At 67.7% G+C, this 16,380-nt stretch carries 23 protein-coding genes; 22 read left to right on the top strand and 1 reads right to left on the bottom strand.

The genetic code is table 11. The annotated features are described in order from the left end of the window. Positions 1 to 43 precede the first annotated feature (43 nt). The 18 genes from OIE13_RS22870 to OIE13_RS22785 all read left to right on the top strand — a co-directional run bounded on the left by OIE13_RS22870 (position 44) and on the right by OIE13_RS22785 (position 14,668). Entirely contained in the window at positions 44 to 457 is a 414-nt protein-coding gene (locus tag OIE13_RS22870) for a roadblock/LC7 domain-containing protein (RefSeq protein ID WP_326646986.1), read from the top strand. Positions 458 to 481: 24 nt separating this feature from the next. Next, on the top strand, positions 482 to 940 hold the full coding sequence (locus tag OIE13_RS22865; protein WP_442811521.1) for a DUF742 domain-containing protein: 459 nt from the start codon (positions 482 to 484) through the stop codon (positions 938 to 940). A 13-nt stretch (positions 941 to 953) separates the two neighbouring features. Next, positions 954 to 1,514 (top strand): GTP-binding protein, encoded by a 561-nt coding sequence (locus tag OIE13_RS22860; protein WP_326646988.1) that lies wholly within the window; start codon positions 954 to 956, stop codon positions 1,512 to 1,514. Between the two features lie 85 nt (positions 1,515 to 1,599). Continuing rightward, the gene (gene ffh, locus OIE13_RS22855; RefSeq protein ID WP_326636762.1) at positions 1,600 to 3,159 is read left to right on the top strand and encodes a signal recognition particle protein; all 1,560 of its coding nucleotides are present in this window, start codon (positions 1,600 to 1,602) and stop codon (positions 3,157 to 3,159) included. An 838-nt stretch (positions 3,160 to 3,997) separates the two neighbouring features. After that, positions 3,998 to 4,465 (top strand): 30S ribosomal protein S16, encoded by a 468-nt coding sequence (gene rpsP, locus OIE13_RS22850; protein ID WP_326636764.1) that lies wholly within the window; start codon positions 3,998 to 4,000, stop codon positions 4,463 to 4,465. 1 nt (position 4,466) lies between these two features. Further along, positions 4,467 to 4,709, top strand: coding sequence for an RNA-binding protein (locus OIE13_RS22845; RefSeq protein ID WP_326636766.1), 243 nt, complete (start codon positions 4,467 to 4,469; stop codon positions 4,707 to 4,709). 93 nt (positions 4,710 to 4,802) lie between these two features. Next, the gene (gene rimM / locus OIE13_RS22840; protein ID WP_326636768.1) at positions 4,803 to 5,318 is read left to right on the top strand and encodes a ribosome maturation factor RimM; all 516 of its coding nucleotides are present in this window, start codon (positions 4,803 to 4,805) and stop codon (positions 5,316 to 5,318) included. 1 nt (position 5,319) lies between these two features. Continuing rightward, positions 5,320 to 6,111: a tRNA (guanosine(37)-N1)-methyltransferase TrmD gene (gene trmD, locus OIE13_RS22835; RefSeq protein WP_326636770.1), complete on the top strand. Its 792-nt coding sequence runs from the start codon at positions 5,320 to 5,322 to the stop codon at positions 6,109 to 6,111. Positions 6,112 to 6,440: 329 nt separating this feature from the next. Further along, positions 6,441 to 6,794 (top strand): 50S ribosomal protein L19, encoded by a 354-nt coding sequence (gene rplS, locus OIE13_RS22830; protein ID WP_326636772.1) that lies wholly within the window; start codon positions 6,441 to 6,443, stop codon positions 6,792 to 6,794. Positions 6,795 to 6,946: 152 nt separating this feature from the next. Continuing rightward, a complete protein-coding gene (lepB, locus tag OIE13_RS22825; RefSeq protein ID WP_326828746.1) occupies positions 6,947 to 7,825 on the top strand; it encodes a signal peptidase I in 879 nt (292 codons plus the stop codon). Next, positions 7,822 to 8,415: a signal peptidase I gene (gene lepB / locus OIE13_RS22820; RefSeq protein ID WP_326636776.1), complete on the top strand. Its 594-nt coding sequence runs from the start codon at positions 7,822 to 7,824 to the stop codon at positions 8,413 to 8,415. Before lepB (OIE13_RS22825) ends, lepB (OIE13_RS22820) begins: the two co-directional genes overlap by 4 nt. 64 nt (positions 8,416 to 8,479) lie before the next feature. Next, complete coding sequence (locus OIE13_RS22815) at positions 8,480 to 9,166, top strand: ribonuclease HII (protein ID WP_326636777.1); 687 nt, start codon at positions 8,480 to 8,482, stop codon at positions 9,164 to 9,166. Positions 9,167 to 9,205: 39 nt separating this feature from the next. Continuing rightward, the gene (locus OIE13_RS22810) at positions 9,206 to 9,529 is read left to right on the top strand and encodes a DUF2469 domain-containing protein (RefSeq protein WP_030511723.1); all 324 of its coding nucleotides are present in this window, start codon (positions 9,206 to 9,208) and stop codon (positions 9,527 to 9,529) included. A 197-nt stretch (positions 9,530 to 9,726) separates the two neighbouring features. Further along, positions 9,727 to 10,080, top strand: coding sequence for a YraN family protein (locus OIE13_RS22805; RefSeq protein ID WP_326636792.1), 354 nt, complete (start codon positions 9,727 to 9,729; stop codon positions 10,078 to 10,080). Positions 10,081 to 10,130: 50 nt separating this feature from the next. Continuing rightward, positions 10,131 to 11,768: a YifB family Mg chelatase-like AAA ATPase gene (locus tag OIE13_RS22800; protein WP_326828745.1), complete on the top strand. Its 1,638-nt coding sequence runs from the start codon at positions 10,131 to 10,133 to the stop codon at positions 11,766 to 11,768. Then, positions 11,765 to 12,379: a DNA-processing protein DprA gene (locus OIE13_RS22795; protein WP_442815991.1), complete on the top strand. Its 615-nt coding sequence runs from the start codon at positions 11,765 to 11,767 to the stop codon at positions 12,377 to 12,379. Before OIE13_RS22800 ends, OIE13_RS22795 begins: the two co-directional genes overlap by 4 nt. A 9-nt stretch (positions 12,380 to 12,388) precedes the next feature. Continuing rightward, positions 12,389 to 14,029: a recombinase family protein gene (locus OIE13_RS22790; protein WP_326828744.1), complete on the top strand. Its 1,641-nt coding sequence runs from the start codon at positions 12,389 to 12,391 to the stop codon at positions 14,027 to 14,029. Positions 14,030 to 14,332: 303 nt separating this feature from the next. Further along, positions 14,333 to 14,668 carry a hypothetical protein gene (locus OIE13_RS22785; protein ID WP_326828743.1) on the top strand — a complete coding sequence of 112 codons (336 nt, stop codon included), beginning with the start codon at positions 14,333 to 14,335 and terminating at the stop codon, positions 14,666 to 14,668. 27 nt (positions 14,669 to 14,695) lie between these two features. Here the strand turns inward: OIE13_RS22785 and OIE13_RS22780 are convergent, their stop codons facing one another. Further along, the gene (locus OIE13_RS22780) at positions 14,696 to 15,283 is read right to left on the bottom strand and encodes a hypothetical protein (RefSeq protein WP_326828742.1); all 588 of its coding nucleotides are present in this window, start codon (positions 15,281 to 15,283) and stop codon (positions 14,696 to 14,698) included. Between the two features lie 228 nt (positions 15,284 to 15,511). Between OIE13_RS22780 and OIE13_RS22775 the strand changes: the two genes are divergently transcribed. The 4 genes from OIE13_RS22775 to OIE13_RS22760 are packed head-to-tail and all read left to right on the top strand — an operon-like array spanning position 15,512 to position 16,308. Then, positions 15,512 to 15,769 carry a helix-turn-helix domain-containing protein gene (locus OIE13_RS22775; RefSeq protein WP_326828741.1) on the top strand — a complete coding sequence of 86 codons (258 nt, stop codon included), beginning with the start codon at positions 15,512 to 15,514 and terminating at the stop codon, positions 15,767 to 15,769. Then, the gene (locus OIE13_RS22770) at positions 15,769 to 15,954 is read left to right on the top strand and encodes a hypothetical protein (protein WP_326828740.1); all 186 of its coding nucleotides are present in this window, start codon (positions 15,769 to 15,771) and stop codon (positions 15,952 to 15,954) included. Before OIE13_RS22775 ends, OIE13_RS22770 begins: the two co-directional genes overlap by 1 nt. Beyond that, positions 15,951 to 16,085: a hypothetical protein gene (locus OIE13_RS22765; protein WP_326828739.1), complete on the top strand. Its 135-nt coding sequence runs from the start codon at positions 15,951 to 15,953 to the stop codon at positions 16,083 to 16,085. Before OIE13_RS22770 ends, OIE13_RS22765 begins: the two co-directional genes overlap by 4 nt. Positions 16,086 to 16,098: 13 nt before the next feature. Beyond that, positions 16,099 to 16,308, top strand: a complete 210-nt coding sequence (locus tag OIE13_RS22760) for a hypothetical protein (protein ID WP_326828738.1) — start codon at positions 16,099 to 16,101, stop codon at positions 16,306 to 16,308. The last annotated feature ends 72 nt before the right edge of the window (positions 16,309 to 16,380 follow it).

Here is a 16,380-nt window from a genome sequence, read left to right as displayed (position 1 = left end):
GCGAGCTCATCATGGTCGCCAAGGAGGATGACACGTGCGCGAAATGAGCCAGGCCGCCCGGGGGGTCAATTGGCTGATCACTGACTTTGTGAACAACGTCCCAGGTGTGGCGCACACGGTCGTCGTGTCGGCGGACGGTCTGCCGTTGGCGTATTCCGACGGATTTCCCAGGGACAGGGCGGACCAGCTGGCCGCGGTCGCGGCCGGCCTGATCAGCCTGACCCAGGGCGCCTCGCGGGTTTTCGAAGGCGGCGCGGTCACCCAGACCGTGGTGGAGATGCAACGAGGGCTGCTCCTCATCATGTCCATCAGTGACGGTTCCTGTCTGGCGGTGCTGGCCGCCGCCGACTGTGACATGGGACTGGTGGCCTACCAGATGACGATGCTCGTCGAGCGGGCAGGTCAGGTGCTGACCCCGGCCGTCCGTGCGGAACTGCAGTCTTCCCACTCACGGTGACGGCGATGACGCTAGGAGGCTGCCGTGGCAGGCCGCGGCTGGACCGGTGAGGGTGACCCGCACGGCGGGTTTCCCTACCAATCGATGGACGACCCCCACCGGCAACAGGGTGGTCCTTCGCATCTCATGCAGCCGGCGCCGTCGGAGCAGAGCTCCCTCGTCCGCCCGTATGCAGTGACCGGGGGGCGTACCGCCCCTCGGATCCAACTCGCCCTGGAGGCTCTGGTCTCCTCGGCGACCTCTATACATCACGATTTATCCACCCGCACTCCGGAGTATCAGGCGATAAGTGCCCTGTGCCGGCAAGTGCGTTCGGTCGCTGAGATCTCCGCGATGCTCCGCATCCCGCTCGGCGTGACCCGGATCCTCGTCGCCGACATGGCCGCCGAGGGTCTGGTCCAGCTGCATCAGCCTCAGCTGGACGCGGGCAAGCCGGATCTCAACCTGCTGGAAAGGGTGCTCAGTGGACTTCGCAGGCTCTAGCCGCGGCGGCGGCCTGACATCGACGAAAATCGTTGTCGCGGGGGGATTCGGTGTCGGTAAGACCACGTTCGTGGGGGCGGTGTCGGAGATCCTGCCGCTGACCACGGAGGCGGTGATGACCGACGCCAGCGCCGGGATCGACGATCTCGACCTCACACCGAACAAGACCACCACCACGGTCGCGATGGACTTCGGCCGTGTCTCGCTGGACCGCGACCTGATCCTGTACCTGTTCGGCACGCCCGGCCAGCACCGGTTCTGGTTCATGTGGGACGACCTGGTCCGCGGTGCGATCGGCGCGGTCGTGCTCGTCGACACCCGGAGGCTGGCCGACAGCTTCCCGGCGATCGACTACTTCGAGGAGGCCAAGCTCCCCTTCGTCGTCGCGGTCAACGGGTGGGACGGTAACTACCTGCACGGTGAGGAGGAGGTACGCGAGGCGCTGACGCTGGCGCCGCACATCCCCATCTCCAGGACCGACGCCCGCTCGCGCGACGCGGTGAAGACCACGCTCATCACGCTCGTGGAGCACGCGCTCACCGTGCGGATGGCCCTTCCCGGCTGGGGCCGCTGACCGCGGGAGGGCGTCAGTCGCACCTCCCAGCGGATAGGCTGGGAGGTCGAGTCGCAGACCTGTAGCGCAGAGGCTGGCCAATCACGTGTTCGAGACGCTTTCCGACCGGCTGACATCGGTCTTCTCCTCCCTTCGATCCAAGGGTCGGCTCTCCGAGGCCGACATCGACGCGACCTGCCGCGAGATCCGCATCGCGCTTCTCGAGGCCGACGTCGCGCTGCCCGTGGTCAAGGCATTCGTCGCTCAGGTCAAGGAGCGCGCACGAGGTGCCGAGGTCTCCCAGGCGCTGAACCCGGCGCAGCAGGTCGTCAAGATCGTCAATGACGAGCTCATCGGGATCCTCGGCGGAGAGACCCGGCGGCTTCGCCATGCCAAGAACCCGCCGACCGTCATCATGCTCGCGGGCCTGCAGGGCGCGGGCAAGACGACCCTGGCCGGCAAGCTCGCCCGCTGGCTGCGTGAGCAGAACCACACGCCGCTGCTGGTCGCCGCCGACCTTCAGCGGCCCAACGCGGTACAGCAGCTCTCGGTCGTGGCCGAGCGTGCGGGCGTCGCGGTCTACGCGCCCGAGCCGGGAAACGGCGTCGGCGACCCGGTCGCGGTGGCCCGCCAGTCGATCGACCACGCCAAGCGGCAGCAGCACGACATCGTCATCATCGACACCGCGGGCCGCCTGGGCATCGACCAGGAGCTGATGAGGCAGGCGGCCGACATCCGTGACGCGGTCTCGCCCGACGAGGTCCTCTTCGTCGTCGACGCGATGATCGGCCAGGACGCCGTGACCACGGCCCAGGCATTCATGGAGGGCGTCGGTTTCGACGGTGTCGTGCTGACCAAGCTCGACGGCGACGCCCGCGGTGGCGCCGCACTGTCGGTCCGCCACATCACCGGCAGGCCGATCATGTTCGCGTCCACCGGTGAGAAGCTCGAGGACTTCGACGCCTTCCACCCGGACCGGATGGCCTCCCGCATCCTCGACATGGGTGACATCCTCACCCTGATCGAGCAGGCCCAGAAGACCTTCGACGAGGCCGAGACCGCCAAGATGGCGAGCAAGCTCACCTCGGGCGAGGGTTTCACGCTGGAGGACTTCCTCGAGCAGATGATGATGGTCCAGAAGATGGGCCCCATCAAGAACCTGCTCGGCATGATGCCCGGCATGGGACAGATGCGTGATCAGCTCAACCAGGTGGACGACCGCGACCTCGACCGCATCGCCGCCATCATCCGCTCCATGACCCCCGCCGAGCGCCACAACCCGAAGATGATCGACGGCTCACGCCGCTCCCGTATCGCGAAGGGCTCCGGCGTGACGGTGACCGAGGTGAGCGGCCTGGTCACCCGCTTCTTCGACGCTCAGAAGATGATGAAGCGGATGGCCGGCGGCATGGGCATCCCCGGCATGCCCGGCGGTCGCAAGGGAGCCAAGGCCGCGCAGAAGAAGGCGGCCAAGGGGCGCAGGGTCAGCGGTGACCCGCGCAAGGCGGCGCTCGGCAAGGCCGCCCCCGCCGAGACCGGCGAACCCGCGACCCCGGCCGGGAACGGCCTCCTCGGCAAGCTCGGTTCCAGGCAGCAGCCGCCTCCTGGCCTGGAGCTGCCGCCGGGCTTCGACCCCTCGAAGTTCAAGCTCCCCGGTCAGAAATGAGCGACGGCTCCTTCCACAGGCGTGCCAGATGGATCTGGGTGGTCATCGTCGTGGGGTTCATCCTCGTGGCCGCGCTCGAACTGCTCGGGGTGCGTCCGAAATAGGGCTCCCACCACGGCATCCCGGCCGACGGACCGTACGGCGGGTACGCGGGCCACGCGGGTGTTCCCGGGAGTGCGGGGATCTCCGGCGCCTGGGCGCCTCCCGGCAGGATCGGTGCCTCGGGCAGGAGGGGGGCTCCGAGCCGTGAGGTCGTCCCCGGCGGGGCGGGCGCTCCCGGCTGTGCCGGAGCCCCGGGCAGGAGTAGAGCCCCGGGCAGGAGCGGAGCCCCGGGCGGCACGGACGTTCCAGGCGGCACGGGCATTCCAGGTGGCACGGACGTTCCTCGCGGGACGTGAGAGGGCCGGGGGGCGCCGCCGTGGCCGGTTTCCGGGGTTCCGGCAGGAGACGAGGAGGACGCCGGAGGCGCGTCGGCCTGACCGGCAGGGGTCGCCCTGATGGTCAGCACCGCTCCCAGCACGGTGATGGATCCGGTCGCGGTCAGCAGCAGAGATCTGAGGGTGGTTGCCACGGCGGCCATTTAGCGCAGCAGGCCGGACTCACCAGGGGTCCGGACACACGTGGATTACCGAGATTTGCCCTCCGGCCGCCGCAGGGGATGGTCGTTGATTGGCCGGGCACCCGCGCACGTCTGGCACAATGACATGTTGGAACATCGTGACACGTGGTTGCCCTCTCACTCCCGCGTGCCATGCCTGTCCCTCGATCGGTCCTCTCCTCGTGCCCCACTCGATGAGACGCCGCTCACCCACGCTCTAATGCAGGAGAGACCACACCAGTGGCAGTCAAGATCAAGCTCAAGCGGCTCGGCATGATCCGCAACCCGCAGTACCGCATCGTCATCGCCGACAGCCGCACCAAGCGTGACGGCCGGGCGATCGAGGAGATCGGCCTCTACCACCCGAAGGAGAACCCCTCGCGCATCGAGGTCGACTCCGAGCGGGCGGCCTACTGGCTGGGTGTCGGCGCACAGCCGACCGAGCCCGTCCTCAAGCTTCTCAAGCTCACCGGCGACTGGCAGAAGTTCAAGGGCGAGTCGGCCCCGGCTCCGCTCCTGGTCGCCGAGCCCAAGGCCGACCGCCACGCCGTCTACGAGGCCGCGGCCAAGGAGGCACTGTCTCTGGAAGCCGCCACCACGCCGAAGAAGTCGCCCCGCAAGGCGGCTCCCAAGGCTGAAGAGGCCCCCGCCGAGACCCCGGCTGAGCCCACCGCGGCCGCCGAGGAGAAGCCGGAAGGCGAGGCCTGAGGTGCTTGAGGAGGCCCTCGAGCACCTGGTGAAGGGCATTGTCGAATACCCCGACGATGTCCAGGTTCACGCTCGCCGCATCCGCAGCGGGCGTGTGCTTGAGGTCCGGGTGCACCCCGAGGACCTCGGTAAGGTCATCGGCCGCGGTGGCCGTACGGCCAAGGCGCTTCGCACGGTCGTGAACGCCCTCGGCGACGGCAAGTACGTCCGGGTCGATCTGATCGACCTGAACGAGGCCCGCTAGCCGGCGGACGCGTCCAATCGAGCGAACGGGCCACCCGCCCAGCGTGGGTGGCCCGTCTGCTTTCTACCGGCACCACTATGTGAGGAGGCGGGCGTGCAGCTCGTCGTAGGGCGGATCGGCCGCCCACACGGACTCCGCGGAGACGTGTCCGTGGAGGTGCGCACCGACGAGCCTGACAGGCGCTTCGCCCCGGGCACCGCACTGGCCACCGACCCCGCGTCGACCGGCCCCCTGGTCGTCGAGTCCTGCCGCTGGCATTCGGGGATCCTGCTGGTCAGGTTCGAGGGCGTGAGTGATCGCGACCGCGCCGAGGAGCTCCGCGGCACCATGCTCGTCATCGACTCGGCGGACATCCCGCCGTCCGACGACCCCGACGAGTTCTACGACCACCAGCTCATCGGCCTCGCCGTGGTCAAGCCCGACGGCGAGCGGGTGGGCGAGGTGTCCGACGTGCTCCACCACGGCCAGGACCTGCTCGTCGTACGGCGTGGAAAGGCCGAGGTCTACGTGCCGTTCGTCAAGGCGCTGGTCCCGGTGATCGACCTTGAGGAGGGCATCCTCGTCGTGGACGCCCCGGCGGGACTGCTCGATCCGGACGAGATCGTCTGACATGCGCGTCGACGTCATCTCGATCTTCCCCGAGTACTTCGCCCCCCTCGACGTCTCCCTCATCGGCAAGGCCCGCGAGCGCGGCATCCTCGACGTACATCTCCACCAGCTCCGTGACCACGCCCACGACGTGCACCGCACCGTGGACGACACACCCTACGGGGGCGGCCCCGGCATGGTCATGAAGCCCGGACCCTGGGGGGAGGCCCTCGACGAGGTCCTCTCCGCGGACCCCGCGGCACTGCCGCGGATGATCGTGCCGACCCCCAGCGGTGTGCCCTTCACCCAGAGGCTGGCGATGGAGTACGCCGCCGAGCCCTGGCTGCTGTTCACCCCGGCCCGCTACGAGGGCATCGACTCCAGAGTGATGGCCGAGTACGGCGCGCGCGTGCGCGTGGACGAGGTCAGCATCGGCGACTACGTGCTCGCCGGGGGCGAGGTGGCCGTGCTGGTGATGATCGAGGCCATCGGGCGGCTGCTGCCGGGCGTGCTCGGCAACGTCCACTCGGTCGTGGACGACTCCTTCGCGCCCGGCGCGATGGAGAACCTCCTAGAGGGCCCCGTCTACACCAAACCGCCCGAGTGGCGGGGGCACGAGGTGCCGGAGATCCTGCTCTCCGGGCATCACGGAAAGATCGCTCGGTGGCGGCGAGACCAGGCGCTGCGCCGTACCGCGAGGAACCGGCCCGAACTGCTGGCGGCGCTCGACCCACAGAGCCTGGACAAGCACGACAGGCAGCTCCTGTCCGAGCTCGACCTGCCGGGGACCGGCCCCGCGAACCCGGCCCCCTGATCGTTTCCGTCCCCTGACCGGTGGGGCCGACACGGGGCCGACATGGGGCCGATGTGAGGCCGATGTGGGGCCGATACGGCGCTGACAGGGGGCAGGCCCGGCCGCTCTGACCGGCTGATTTCCGATCGGTCGGGAAAATATGGCAGACTGAAGCGTTGCCGCCGACTGCCTTCCGGCCTCCAGGCCGGTCTCAGCGCGGCGCATGCGCCGCCGGGTAGACGGTTCCGGCTCCGAGACACAGTCCACGTCAGCACGCGTGTCCATCACGACGCCGCTCCGTCGCGGCCGGATGGACCTCCGTGTGCGTTTAAAAATGAGGTACCACTGCCATGCACACGCTGATCAGCGAGCTCGAGAAGTCCGCGCTCCGCACCGACATCCCGAACTTCCGGCCCGGTGACACGCTCGAGGTCCACGTTCGGGTCATTGAGGGCAGCAGGTCCCGTGTCCAGGTCTTCAAGGGCTTCGTTCTTCGCCGCCAGGGCGGTGGCGCCCGCGAGACCTTCACGGTCCGCAAGGTCAGCTACAGCGTCGGCGTCGAGCGCACCTTCCCGGTGCACAGCCCGGTCATCGAGAAGATCGTCCTCGTGACCCGTGGCGATGTCCGCCGGGCCAAGCTCTACTACATGCGTGACCTGCGCGGCAAGGCCGCCCGTATTCGCGAGAAGCGCGACGCCCGCTAGGCGTTCGGTAGTCGCCGCACTGGCCCGCGCCCTTTCCGGGGAGCGGGCCAGTCGCATGTGAGGAGGTTTGACCTCCTATGGCAATACGCATGGCTATGCGGTACCCCGTCACTCGACCACTTGGTACCGCCCATCATCTAGGCTCGTCAGCGATGACTAGCGAAGACCGGGAGTACGGCGCAGTCTCGCGTCGACCTGTCGAGGACGAGGTGGACGTGGTCGCCGAAGACACTCAGAAGAACGCCGAGGGCGACAAGGACAAGAAGAAGGGCTCCTTCTGGAAGGAGCTGCCTGTCCTGATCGTCGTGGCTGTGGTGCTCGCCCTCATAATCAAGACCTTCGTGATCCAGGCGTTCTACATCCCTTCGGAGTCGATGGAGAACACCCTCCTCACGAACGATCGGGTCCTGGTCAACAAGCTCGTCTACCGCGTCCGCGACATCGAGCGCGGCGACGTGGTGGTGTTCTCCGGTGTCGACTCCTGGGATCCCGAGATCGACCTTGAGGAGCCGTCCAACCCGGTCGCGGGCTTCTTCCAGTGGGTCGGAACCGCCTTCGGCTTGGTCCCCGGCGAGAAGGACTACATCAAGCGGGTCATCGGCGTCGGCGGTGACACGGTGAAGTGCTGCGACGCCCAGGGGCGGGTGACGGTCAACGGGGTCCCCATCAACGAGGACTACCTATACCCGGGTGACGTGCCGTCCCAGAAGTTCTTCGAGGCCAAGGTCCCCGAGGGCCGCCTGTGGGTGATGGGCGACCATCGGATGGTCTCCCTCGACTCCCGCTCCCACCTGGGCGATCCCGGTGGTGGGACGATCTCGGTGGACAAGGTGATCGGCCGGGCCTTCGTGAAGGTGTGGCCGTTCTCCAGGGCCGCGACCATTCCCATTCCCGACACCTTCGGTCAGCCGGCCCTCAAAGCCGCCGCGGCGGTGGGAGGGGCGACCCCGTTCCTCGCAGGCTTCGTGGGCGCCGTGCCGCTGGTGCTGTGGCGTCGTCGCCGGCTTCAAGGCGGTGACCGAACCTCATGACCGCGGAACCCGAGGCTGACAAGAACAAGAAGTCCGGCAAGGGCGGCAACCTGCGTGAGTCGCTGTTCCTGCTGGCGTGCGGGGTGGTGGTGGCGCTGCTGTTGCAGGTCTTCGTCTTCCAGTCGTTCTACATCCCGTCGGAGTCGATGGAGAACACCCTTCAGGTGGACGACCGGGTGGTCGTCAACAAGCTGCACGGTGACGCCGAGCGTGGCGACATCGTGGTCTTCAAGGGCTGGAACGGCGAGGACACCATCAAGCGGGTCATCGGGGTCGGTGGTGACACGGTGAAGTGCTGTGACGCCAAGAGGCGGATCACGGTCAACGGAGTGCCGCTCGAAGAGGGCTCCTACCTGTACTCCGAGGATTTCCCCTCGGGGGATGCGTTCCAGAAGGTCGTACCCGAGGGCCGCCTGTGGGTGATGGGCGACCATCGCACCGCCTCCGCCGACTCGCGCGCCCACGAGAAGCGGCAGGGGGACGGGTCGATCTCCGAGGACGACGTCATCGGCCGTGCCGTGGCGATCTACTGGCCGTTCTCCAGGGCCACGATCCTTTCGAGGCCGGAGAGCTTTCTCAAGGTGGGATAGCGGTACCGAATGCACCGGAGGGGGCGTACTCTCTGGTCATGGTCGCTGTGTCACCCGAGGTGCCATGACGGTTGCGTTTCGCCCCAAACCCAGCGTGGTCCGGCGCGATCTAGGGCTGTACGGCTACGAGCGGGCTCTTGACCGCCGCGGGCTCGGTCCCGTGGCGGGGGTCGACGAGGCGGGCCGGGGCGCCTGTGCCGGGCCTCTGGTGATCGCCGCCGTGGTGCTGGGCGGCCGGATCGACGGCCTGGGTGATTCCAAGCAGCTGACGGCATCCCGCCGCGAGTCGCTGTACGAGCGGATCACGGTGACCGCGGAGGCGGTGAGCGTGCTGGTGATCCCGCCGGGTGAGATCGACGCCCGTGGTCTGCACAGATCCAACATCGATGGAATGCGCAGGGTCGTGGCACGGCTTCCATGCCACCCCGGCTACGTGCTCACCGACGGGTTCCCCGTTCCCGGACTGCCCGTACCGTCACTGGGGGTGTGGAAGGGAGATCAGGTCGCGGCCTGCATCGCCGCGGCCTCGATCGTGGCCAAGGTGACGCGGGACGAGATGATGGTCGCGTTGCACGAACGCCATCCCCGGTACGGATTCGCCGTGCACAAGGGGTATGGCACCGTCGATCATCGCAGGGCTCTCAGCACCTACGGGCCGTGTCCGGACCACCGCTTCTCGTTCTCGACGGTGGCACGGTCAGGAGCGGGCGAGGTGATGGGTGAGAATGAAGTGGGGGCCGGTGCCGTCTGATCGGGCGGGCCGGGGTGGGCGTTTAACAGGAGGACCGGTATGAGCGCAGAGGATCTCGAAAAGTACGAAACCGAGATGGAGCTGCAGCTTTACCGTGAGTACCGCGACGTTGTCGGCCTGTTCACATACGTCGTGGAGACTGAGCGGCGCTTCTATCTCACCAACTCCGTCGATCTCGACGTGCGGACCGCCGAGAACGGTGACGTGTTCTTCGACGTGAAGATGCAGGACGCCTGGGTCTGGGATATGTACCGGCCAGCGAGGTTTGTCAAGAATGTCCGAGTGGTGACCTTCAAGGACGTGAACGTTGAGGAGCTCGCCAAGCCCGATCTGGAGATGCCGAAGGAGGGCTTCTCCTCCTGAGAGGCTTTGCGGTGTTTTGACCATTGGTGAGCTGAGAGACCACTGTCCGCGGGCCGGAGTGGGGAAGGGCTCGCGGGATGGGCCCTGAGGTGTTGTCCACAGGCGCGCCCCGTGTCCGGCCGGTTGTCCACAGAGTCTCGTTCGGCTCCTTGGAGGTGGGGTGAGCTGAGCGAAGGTCGGGAACCGGAGGTGGTTCCATGGCCGCGAAGGATGAGCTCGGCAAGTACGGCGAGCAGATCGCCGTCGACTATCTGCTCGCGCACGACCTGCAGATCCTGGATCGCAACTGGCGGTGCCCGGACGGGGAGATCGACGTCGTCGCCCGGGAGGGGCGCACGCTCGTCGCGGTGGAGGTGAAGACCCGCTCCGGCCGCCGTCACGGCACCGCCTACGAGGCGGTCACCGATGCGAAGATCGCTCGCCTGCGCGTGCTCGTGGCCAGATGGGTCGCCGAGCACCAGGAGAGGTTCGACGCGATCCGCGTCGACGTCGTCGCCCTTGAGCGGTTCGCCGGGGATTTCGCCATCCGCTACGAGCGGGGGGTGTGCTGATGTCTCCTGGCCTGTCCGGGATCATTCGCTCCCCTTGGGGGGTGGGGTGAATGGCCGTCGCACGCACGCGCTGCGTCGCCCTGGTCGGGGTGACCGGCCGTCTCGTCGAGGTCGAGGCCGACGTCGGCAGCGGCGTCGCGGGTCTGCACCTGATCGGCATGCTCGACACCGCGCTGAGCGAGGCCCGCGACCGGGTCCGCTCCGCCCTGGTCAACAGCCGATACGCGTGGCCCGACACCCGGATCACCGTCAGCCTGTTTCCCGCCAGCCTCCCCAAGCGGGGAAGCCTCTTCGACGTCGCGATCGCCGTGGCCCTGCTCGCGGCGGCCGGATTCGTGCCCGCGGCCAGGGTCGCCGAGCCGTTCTTCCTGGGTGAGCTGGGTCTCGACGGCTCGGTGAGGCCGGTGCGGGGCGTTCTCCCCGCCGTGCTGGCAGCCGTCGCCGCAGGTGCCCGCACCGTCGTCGTCCCCGCGCGCAACGCCGCCGAGGCGGGTCTCGTGCCGGGCGTGACCGTGATCCCCGCGACCACCCTGGGCGCGCTGGTGAGCTGGCTGCGGAGCGACGAGTCGCCGGAAGGCGTCCCGGAGGGTGCGGGAGGGCTGGGCCACCGGGGTGCGCGCCCGCTTCCCCCGGGACGCCCCGGCGAGGTCGTCCACGGCACCGGGGACGGCCTCGGAAACGATCTCGGTGACAGTGCCGGGGACAGTGCCGGGGATGGTGCCGAGGTCGTTCCCGACCTGGGAGACGTCGCCGGGCAACCCCTTGCCCGCCGTGCGCTGGAGGTCTGCGCCGCCGGTGGTCACAATCTGTGGATGCTCGGTCCTCCCGGCACCGGCAAGACCATGCTCGCCGAGCGGCTGCCGACCCTGCTCCCGGCTCTGGAATGGGATCAGGCCCTGGAGGTGACCGCCATACACTCGGTCGCCGGGGTGCTGCCCAAGGACCGCCCCCTGCTGGTCCGCCCGCCGTTCGTGGCACCACACCACACCGCGACCGTCGCGTCCGTCGTCGGTGGGGGCGGCGGGATGATCCGCCCGGGTGCGGTCTCACTGGCCCACCGAGGGGTGCTCTTTCTCGACGAGGCGCCAGAGTTCTCGACGACGGTCCTCGACGCGCTCAGGCAGCCACTCGAATCGGGCCGGGTGACGGTCTCCAGGGCGCTGGGGGCGGTGACCTTTCCCGCCAGGTTCGCCCTGGTGCTGGCGGCCAACAGGTGCCCGTGTGCGCGGCCCTCCACCCCCGACGACCCGTGCGCGTGCGCTCCCGCCGCCCGCCGCCGCTACCTCGCCCGGCTCTCCGGCCCGCTGCTCGACCGGGTGGACGTCAAGGTCGGCCTGTTCCGGTCGACCCGGCGTGAGCTCCTCGCCGACCGCCGTTTCATCGAGCCCAGCAGGGTGGTGGCGGAGCGGGTGCTGCTCGCCCGTGAGCGCGCCGCCAAGCGGTTCGCGAACACGCCGTGGCGCTGCAACGCGGAGATGCCCGCCCGCGCCCTCCACACCGAATACCGGCCGCCACCCGCGGCGATGTCGCCGCTGCTCCGGCATCTCGACAGCGGCCTGCTGAGCGCCCGGGGTCTCGACCGGATCCTCAAATTGGCCTGGACCCTGGCCGATCTCGCCGGCAAGGACCGGCCGGAGCTCCACGAGACCAACTCCGCCCTCGGGCTGTGGCTGGGGGAAGAACGTTGAACGACAGGCTCGCTCGGCTCACCCTGATGCGCCTGGCCGAACCAGGTGACACCGCGCTGGGCGCGCTCGTCGCCCTGCGCGGACCGCAGGCCGCCGTCACCCTGGTCCGGGAGGGCGGCGCGGACGCGGATTTCACTCGCTGGTTCGCCGATACCCACGGCCGCCCGGCTGGAGGCTCCGGTCCATGCGGCGGGGACTCGGACCCACGTGGAGGAGGTTCCGGCGCGCCCGACGTCGGGTCAGGGGCGGGCGACGGCAGGGGAGCCGCGTGGGACGGGCGGCTCGCGGCCAGGTTCGACCGGACGGTCGCCTCCTGGGCGGCCCGGCTGAGGACGGCCGATCCCGAGCGCGACCTGGCCGAGGGCGAGCGGATAGGGGCCAGGCTGGTGATTCCCGGCGACGCCGAGTGGCCGAGCCAACTGGATGACCTGGGAGGCTCCCGGCCCCATGGGCTCTGGCTCCGCGGTGACGCCGACCTGCGGTTCTCCTGCCTCAGATCCGTCGCGGTCGTCGGTTCCCGCGCCGCCACGCCATACGGCGCGCATGTGGCGGCGGAACTCGGGGCGGGACTGAGCGAGAGAGGATGGGGGGTCGTCTCCGGCGGTGCTTAAATAGGGGACATGACCCCAGCACCTCAACACCCCTCCTGTGTGATCTACGTCCGTATCTCAGATGACCGCGAAGGCGCAGGTCTCGGCGTCAAAAGCCAGACCAGCGACTGCCGTAAACTCGCCGCCCGACTCGGCTGGGACGTCATCGAGGTCTACGTCGACAACGACCTGTCCGCCTACAGCGGCAAACCCCGACCGGAATACCGCAGACTCCTCGCCGACCTCCAGGACGGCAAAGCCGCCGCGGTCCTGGCCTGGCACACTGACCGTCTCCACCGCTCACCCACCGAGTTGGAGGAGTACATCAGCATCTGCGACCCCCGCGGGATTGTCACCCACACGGTGAAGGCCGGGCCGCTGGACCTGTCGACCCCGTCGGGGCGGATGGTGGCCCGGCAACTCGGCGCTGTGGCCCGCTTCGAGTCCGAGCACAAAGCCGACCGGCTCAAGACGAAGCATCTGGTGCTGGCCAAGGAAGGGAAGTCGACGGGGGGCGGATATCGCCCGTACGGGTATCGCCGCATCTATGACCGGCCGGAGCCGCCGCACCGACTTGTTCGGGAGGAGATCATCCCCGAGGAGGCGGAGATCATTAGGGAATGCGCGCGGCGCGTACTGGCCGGAGAGGCGTTGGCGGGCGTGTGTAGGGACTTGAACCGGCGGGGCATCCCTACGAGCTCTGCGGGCATCTGGACGGCCGCACAGGTGCGTTCCTTGGCGGAAGTCGGCCAAGGCGACATAGCGCAGGAGATTCAACGCCGCCTCGCTGAGGACGAGACCGCTGCCGCGATCGCCCGCGATTTCGGCCAACGCGGCGTCCCGACAGCCTTTGCTGGAGAGTGGAGCACCGGGACGCTGGCCCGGGTTCTGGCCTCAGCCAGGATCGCCGGCATGAGAGAACACCGGCCTCGTTCCCGCCACGAGACGCGCCGTGTGCGCCTGGGGGAGATCACCGGGGTGGGGCAGTGGCCTGCGATCATCAGCCTCGCTGACTCCACGCGGCTTCGCGCGCTCCTGAGCGATCCGGCGCGCAGGCTTTCCCCGGGAGCCACCGGCCGGTATCTGCTGACAGGGCTCATCTACTGCGACTTGTGCAAGAACCGCATGACGGGCCGCAGTAAGTCTGGCGGCAAACGCATGTACTTGTGCGATGGGCAGCCAGGCCGGCCTGGCTGCGGGCGGATGGCTGTACGCACCGAGTACGTGGACGTGGTGATCGCGGCGGGCGCAGCGCAGATCTTGACGACGCCGGGGTTTCGTAGCGCTCTGCGGGATGACCAGTCGGGGCCAGACGAGACGGAAGTATTCGCGGAGATCGCGGAGTGTGAGCAGGAGCTGGTGGCACTGGCCGCCGACCATGGGGCGGGGGAGATCTCCCGAATGGAGTGGATGGCCGCCCGTAAACCGCTTCAGGCCCGCATGGAGGCCGCACGGTCGCTGCTGGGCAGGGCGGATGTGACGAGGGTTTTGGACGGGTTGCCCGACGATCCGGCGGGCATGGAGGCGTTCTTGCTCGATGAGGAGTTGGAGGCGTCGCGGCGGCGCGCGGTGATCGCACTGGTCCTGGAGCGGGTTTTCGTGCGCTCGGCGATCCTGCGGGGGAGCAAGATCTTCGACCCGTCGAGGCTTAATCCTCTGTGGCGGCTCTAGTGGGGGTCTGGGCGCTGTCGGGATAGTTAGGGGCATGCTACCTCGCCTTCCGGCCTTTGGGGAAAACGGGTCATCCCGGCGGGGAAGTTTGTATTTTCAATTACTGTCGGTGATTTTTTATGAACGGGCAGGTGGGATGAGAGTCGACCAGCCGCTATATGGGGAATTGGGCTGTTCCATCTGTCGGTGACCTCGCCTAGGGTGTGAGGGGTTATCGCGTCTCGCCTCGGAACGAATCGCGATTTGGTCGCACGTGGGGAACGCGGCTGGAAGGCAGGATTTTTGAAGAGTTATCCAACAGGTATGGCACTCGCCCTGACGTGCCTGTCCTTGACGATGTGGGCTGCGGTCGGGGCTGAGGTTTCTCTCCTGGACATCACATCCCCTAAGGCATTCGACGCCATTTTGGGCATCGCCCTGACGGTTTCCGGGTGGGCCATAATGATGTACCACTCTCAGTGTGTGAAACAGATTACAAAAACGCACGCCGAAACGATCGCCAAGCAGGTCCTCACCATCGATCGCTTCTTCGCCCTGGGAGTGCGCAGCGACTTGATCGCCAGGCTTGATGTGGCGGCAACCCGCAGCATGAACGGGTTCGGTGCGAACCCAGTCCAGACCGAAGGTCGCCCAAGCTAGCGACAGACGCGCGAAAAGCTGAACGGTTTACTCATCGTTCAGCTTTTTTCGTGCCAAACGGGCTTCCTCGAACCGCTTCGCCCGGTTCTCAAGGTGCAGCCCGCGCAGCGTGGCCTTGGTCTCTTCTGAGATATCCGAGGCGTCGATCTCCGCGAGGATCGGGTCTGGTGGTAGCGCATCCGGCACAACGAGGTCTGCAACATCAAGGCCGTAGTCAATAAGTACCTCGCCTACGGTCTTGCCTTCCTCGGTCGCGTAGGTACGTAGATCTTCCAGCGCCTTACGAAAGTCGGACGGAGAGTGGCCTTCTCCAGTGGCCGCAGGAGCTGTCATGGCCGGCTCACGTAGCACCTCCAGCTCTCCGCTGCGGAGACTGTGATCGAAAGACCCTGGACGGAGCTGGTAGGCCCTTTCTAGGGCGGCTTTGGTCTCACGGGAGTAGTTGTCTCGTCCGCCGTTCTCAACGCTGGTGATCATCCGGTACCAACTGCCCTCCTTGCCTGAGTGTGTATCGGCGGCGAAGAGCCGCCGGTTGGCGTAGCGGGGGTCTAGTTGTACGCGGCGGGTGACCAGGAGGTCGCCCAGGCGATGCCAGGCGGCTTCGGTGGTACTCACGTCACGCTCCCTGTGTGGGTGGCCGGTGGACTCAGTGTGCTCCAAGAGGAGCTTGAAGGAAGCACTAGGAAACGTCAACGTTTCTTGTCGGAACGTGGCGTCCCTGTTCAGTGCGTCACGTGAAGCGGTTGGGGCTCCTGGTGCGGACAGGAATTTGATTCCTATTGGTTCTGGTTGATTCCCTTATAGGGGTTGACGTCGCTCCTACTGGTTCCTAATGTTTCCAACATGCCGCCGACCTCCACGGTCCGCCAGAACGGACCCGCACTACGAGCCTTCCGCGAGGCGCGGGGTCTGAGCGTCGCTGACCTGGCCAAACGGGCCGAGGTCACCGCGCCAGCCCTACGGAACTGGGAACTGGAAAACAAGGCGCTCCCCGTCGTCAAGGCCGCCCGCCTCTGCAGGGTCCTCTCCATCAGCATGTCCGCCATCGACCGTGACGCCCAGACCGAAAACTCCGCCACCGCCGAAGTGAGCGTCACCTGATGGCCTACGAAGTCGACCGCGAATGGGTCGCCGAGTGGGTCCGCCGAACCCGTGCCGAGCAGGGGCTTCCCCCCGTGGTTGAAGACCCCTCTGTGCTCGCCACCATCGCCGCTCTGGTCCGCCCCTACCTGTTGGAAAAGGGCTTCATCCAGCCGGGCGGCGTCCCAGAGAGGAGGGCATCGTGAACGCCGCGCTGAGCCCGTGCGAGATGCAGGCCATCGGTGGCGCCTACTGCTCCATCGGGGTGTTCGCCCGCGCCGGTGAGCTGGCCGCGCTGGACCGTGAGGCCGACCGCGAGCCCACCCCTACCCCCTGAACTGGAGATTCACATGCTCGACATGGAGCAGCGCATGACCCGCTACCTGACCCAGACCGGTCGAAACGCGCTTACCCCGCGTCAGTCTCGCCGCGTGCAGAAGAAGGAGCGGGGCCAGTCGCTGGAGAACGTCCTCCGCCGTGAAGGGGTGGCGATCGTGCGCCGCAGTGAGGCGGAGCGGCGTAAGGCCCGCCGGGCGGGCCTTACCCCCGCCCCCAACTAAGTGCGGGCCTGGCCGTGCGACCGACCAGACCCGCTGACCACCCGCTCAAAGACCCTCAGAAGAGGAGCAGGA

This window comes from Streptosporangium sp. NBC_01810 (assembly GCF_035917355.1).
In the GTDB taxonomy this organism is placed as follows: Bacteria; Actinomycetota; Actinomycetes; order Streptosporangiales; family Streptosporangiaceae; genus Streptosporangium.
Note: the sequence above shows the minus strand (reverse complement) of the source record. Positions and strands in the feature narration are given on the sequence as shown.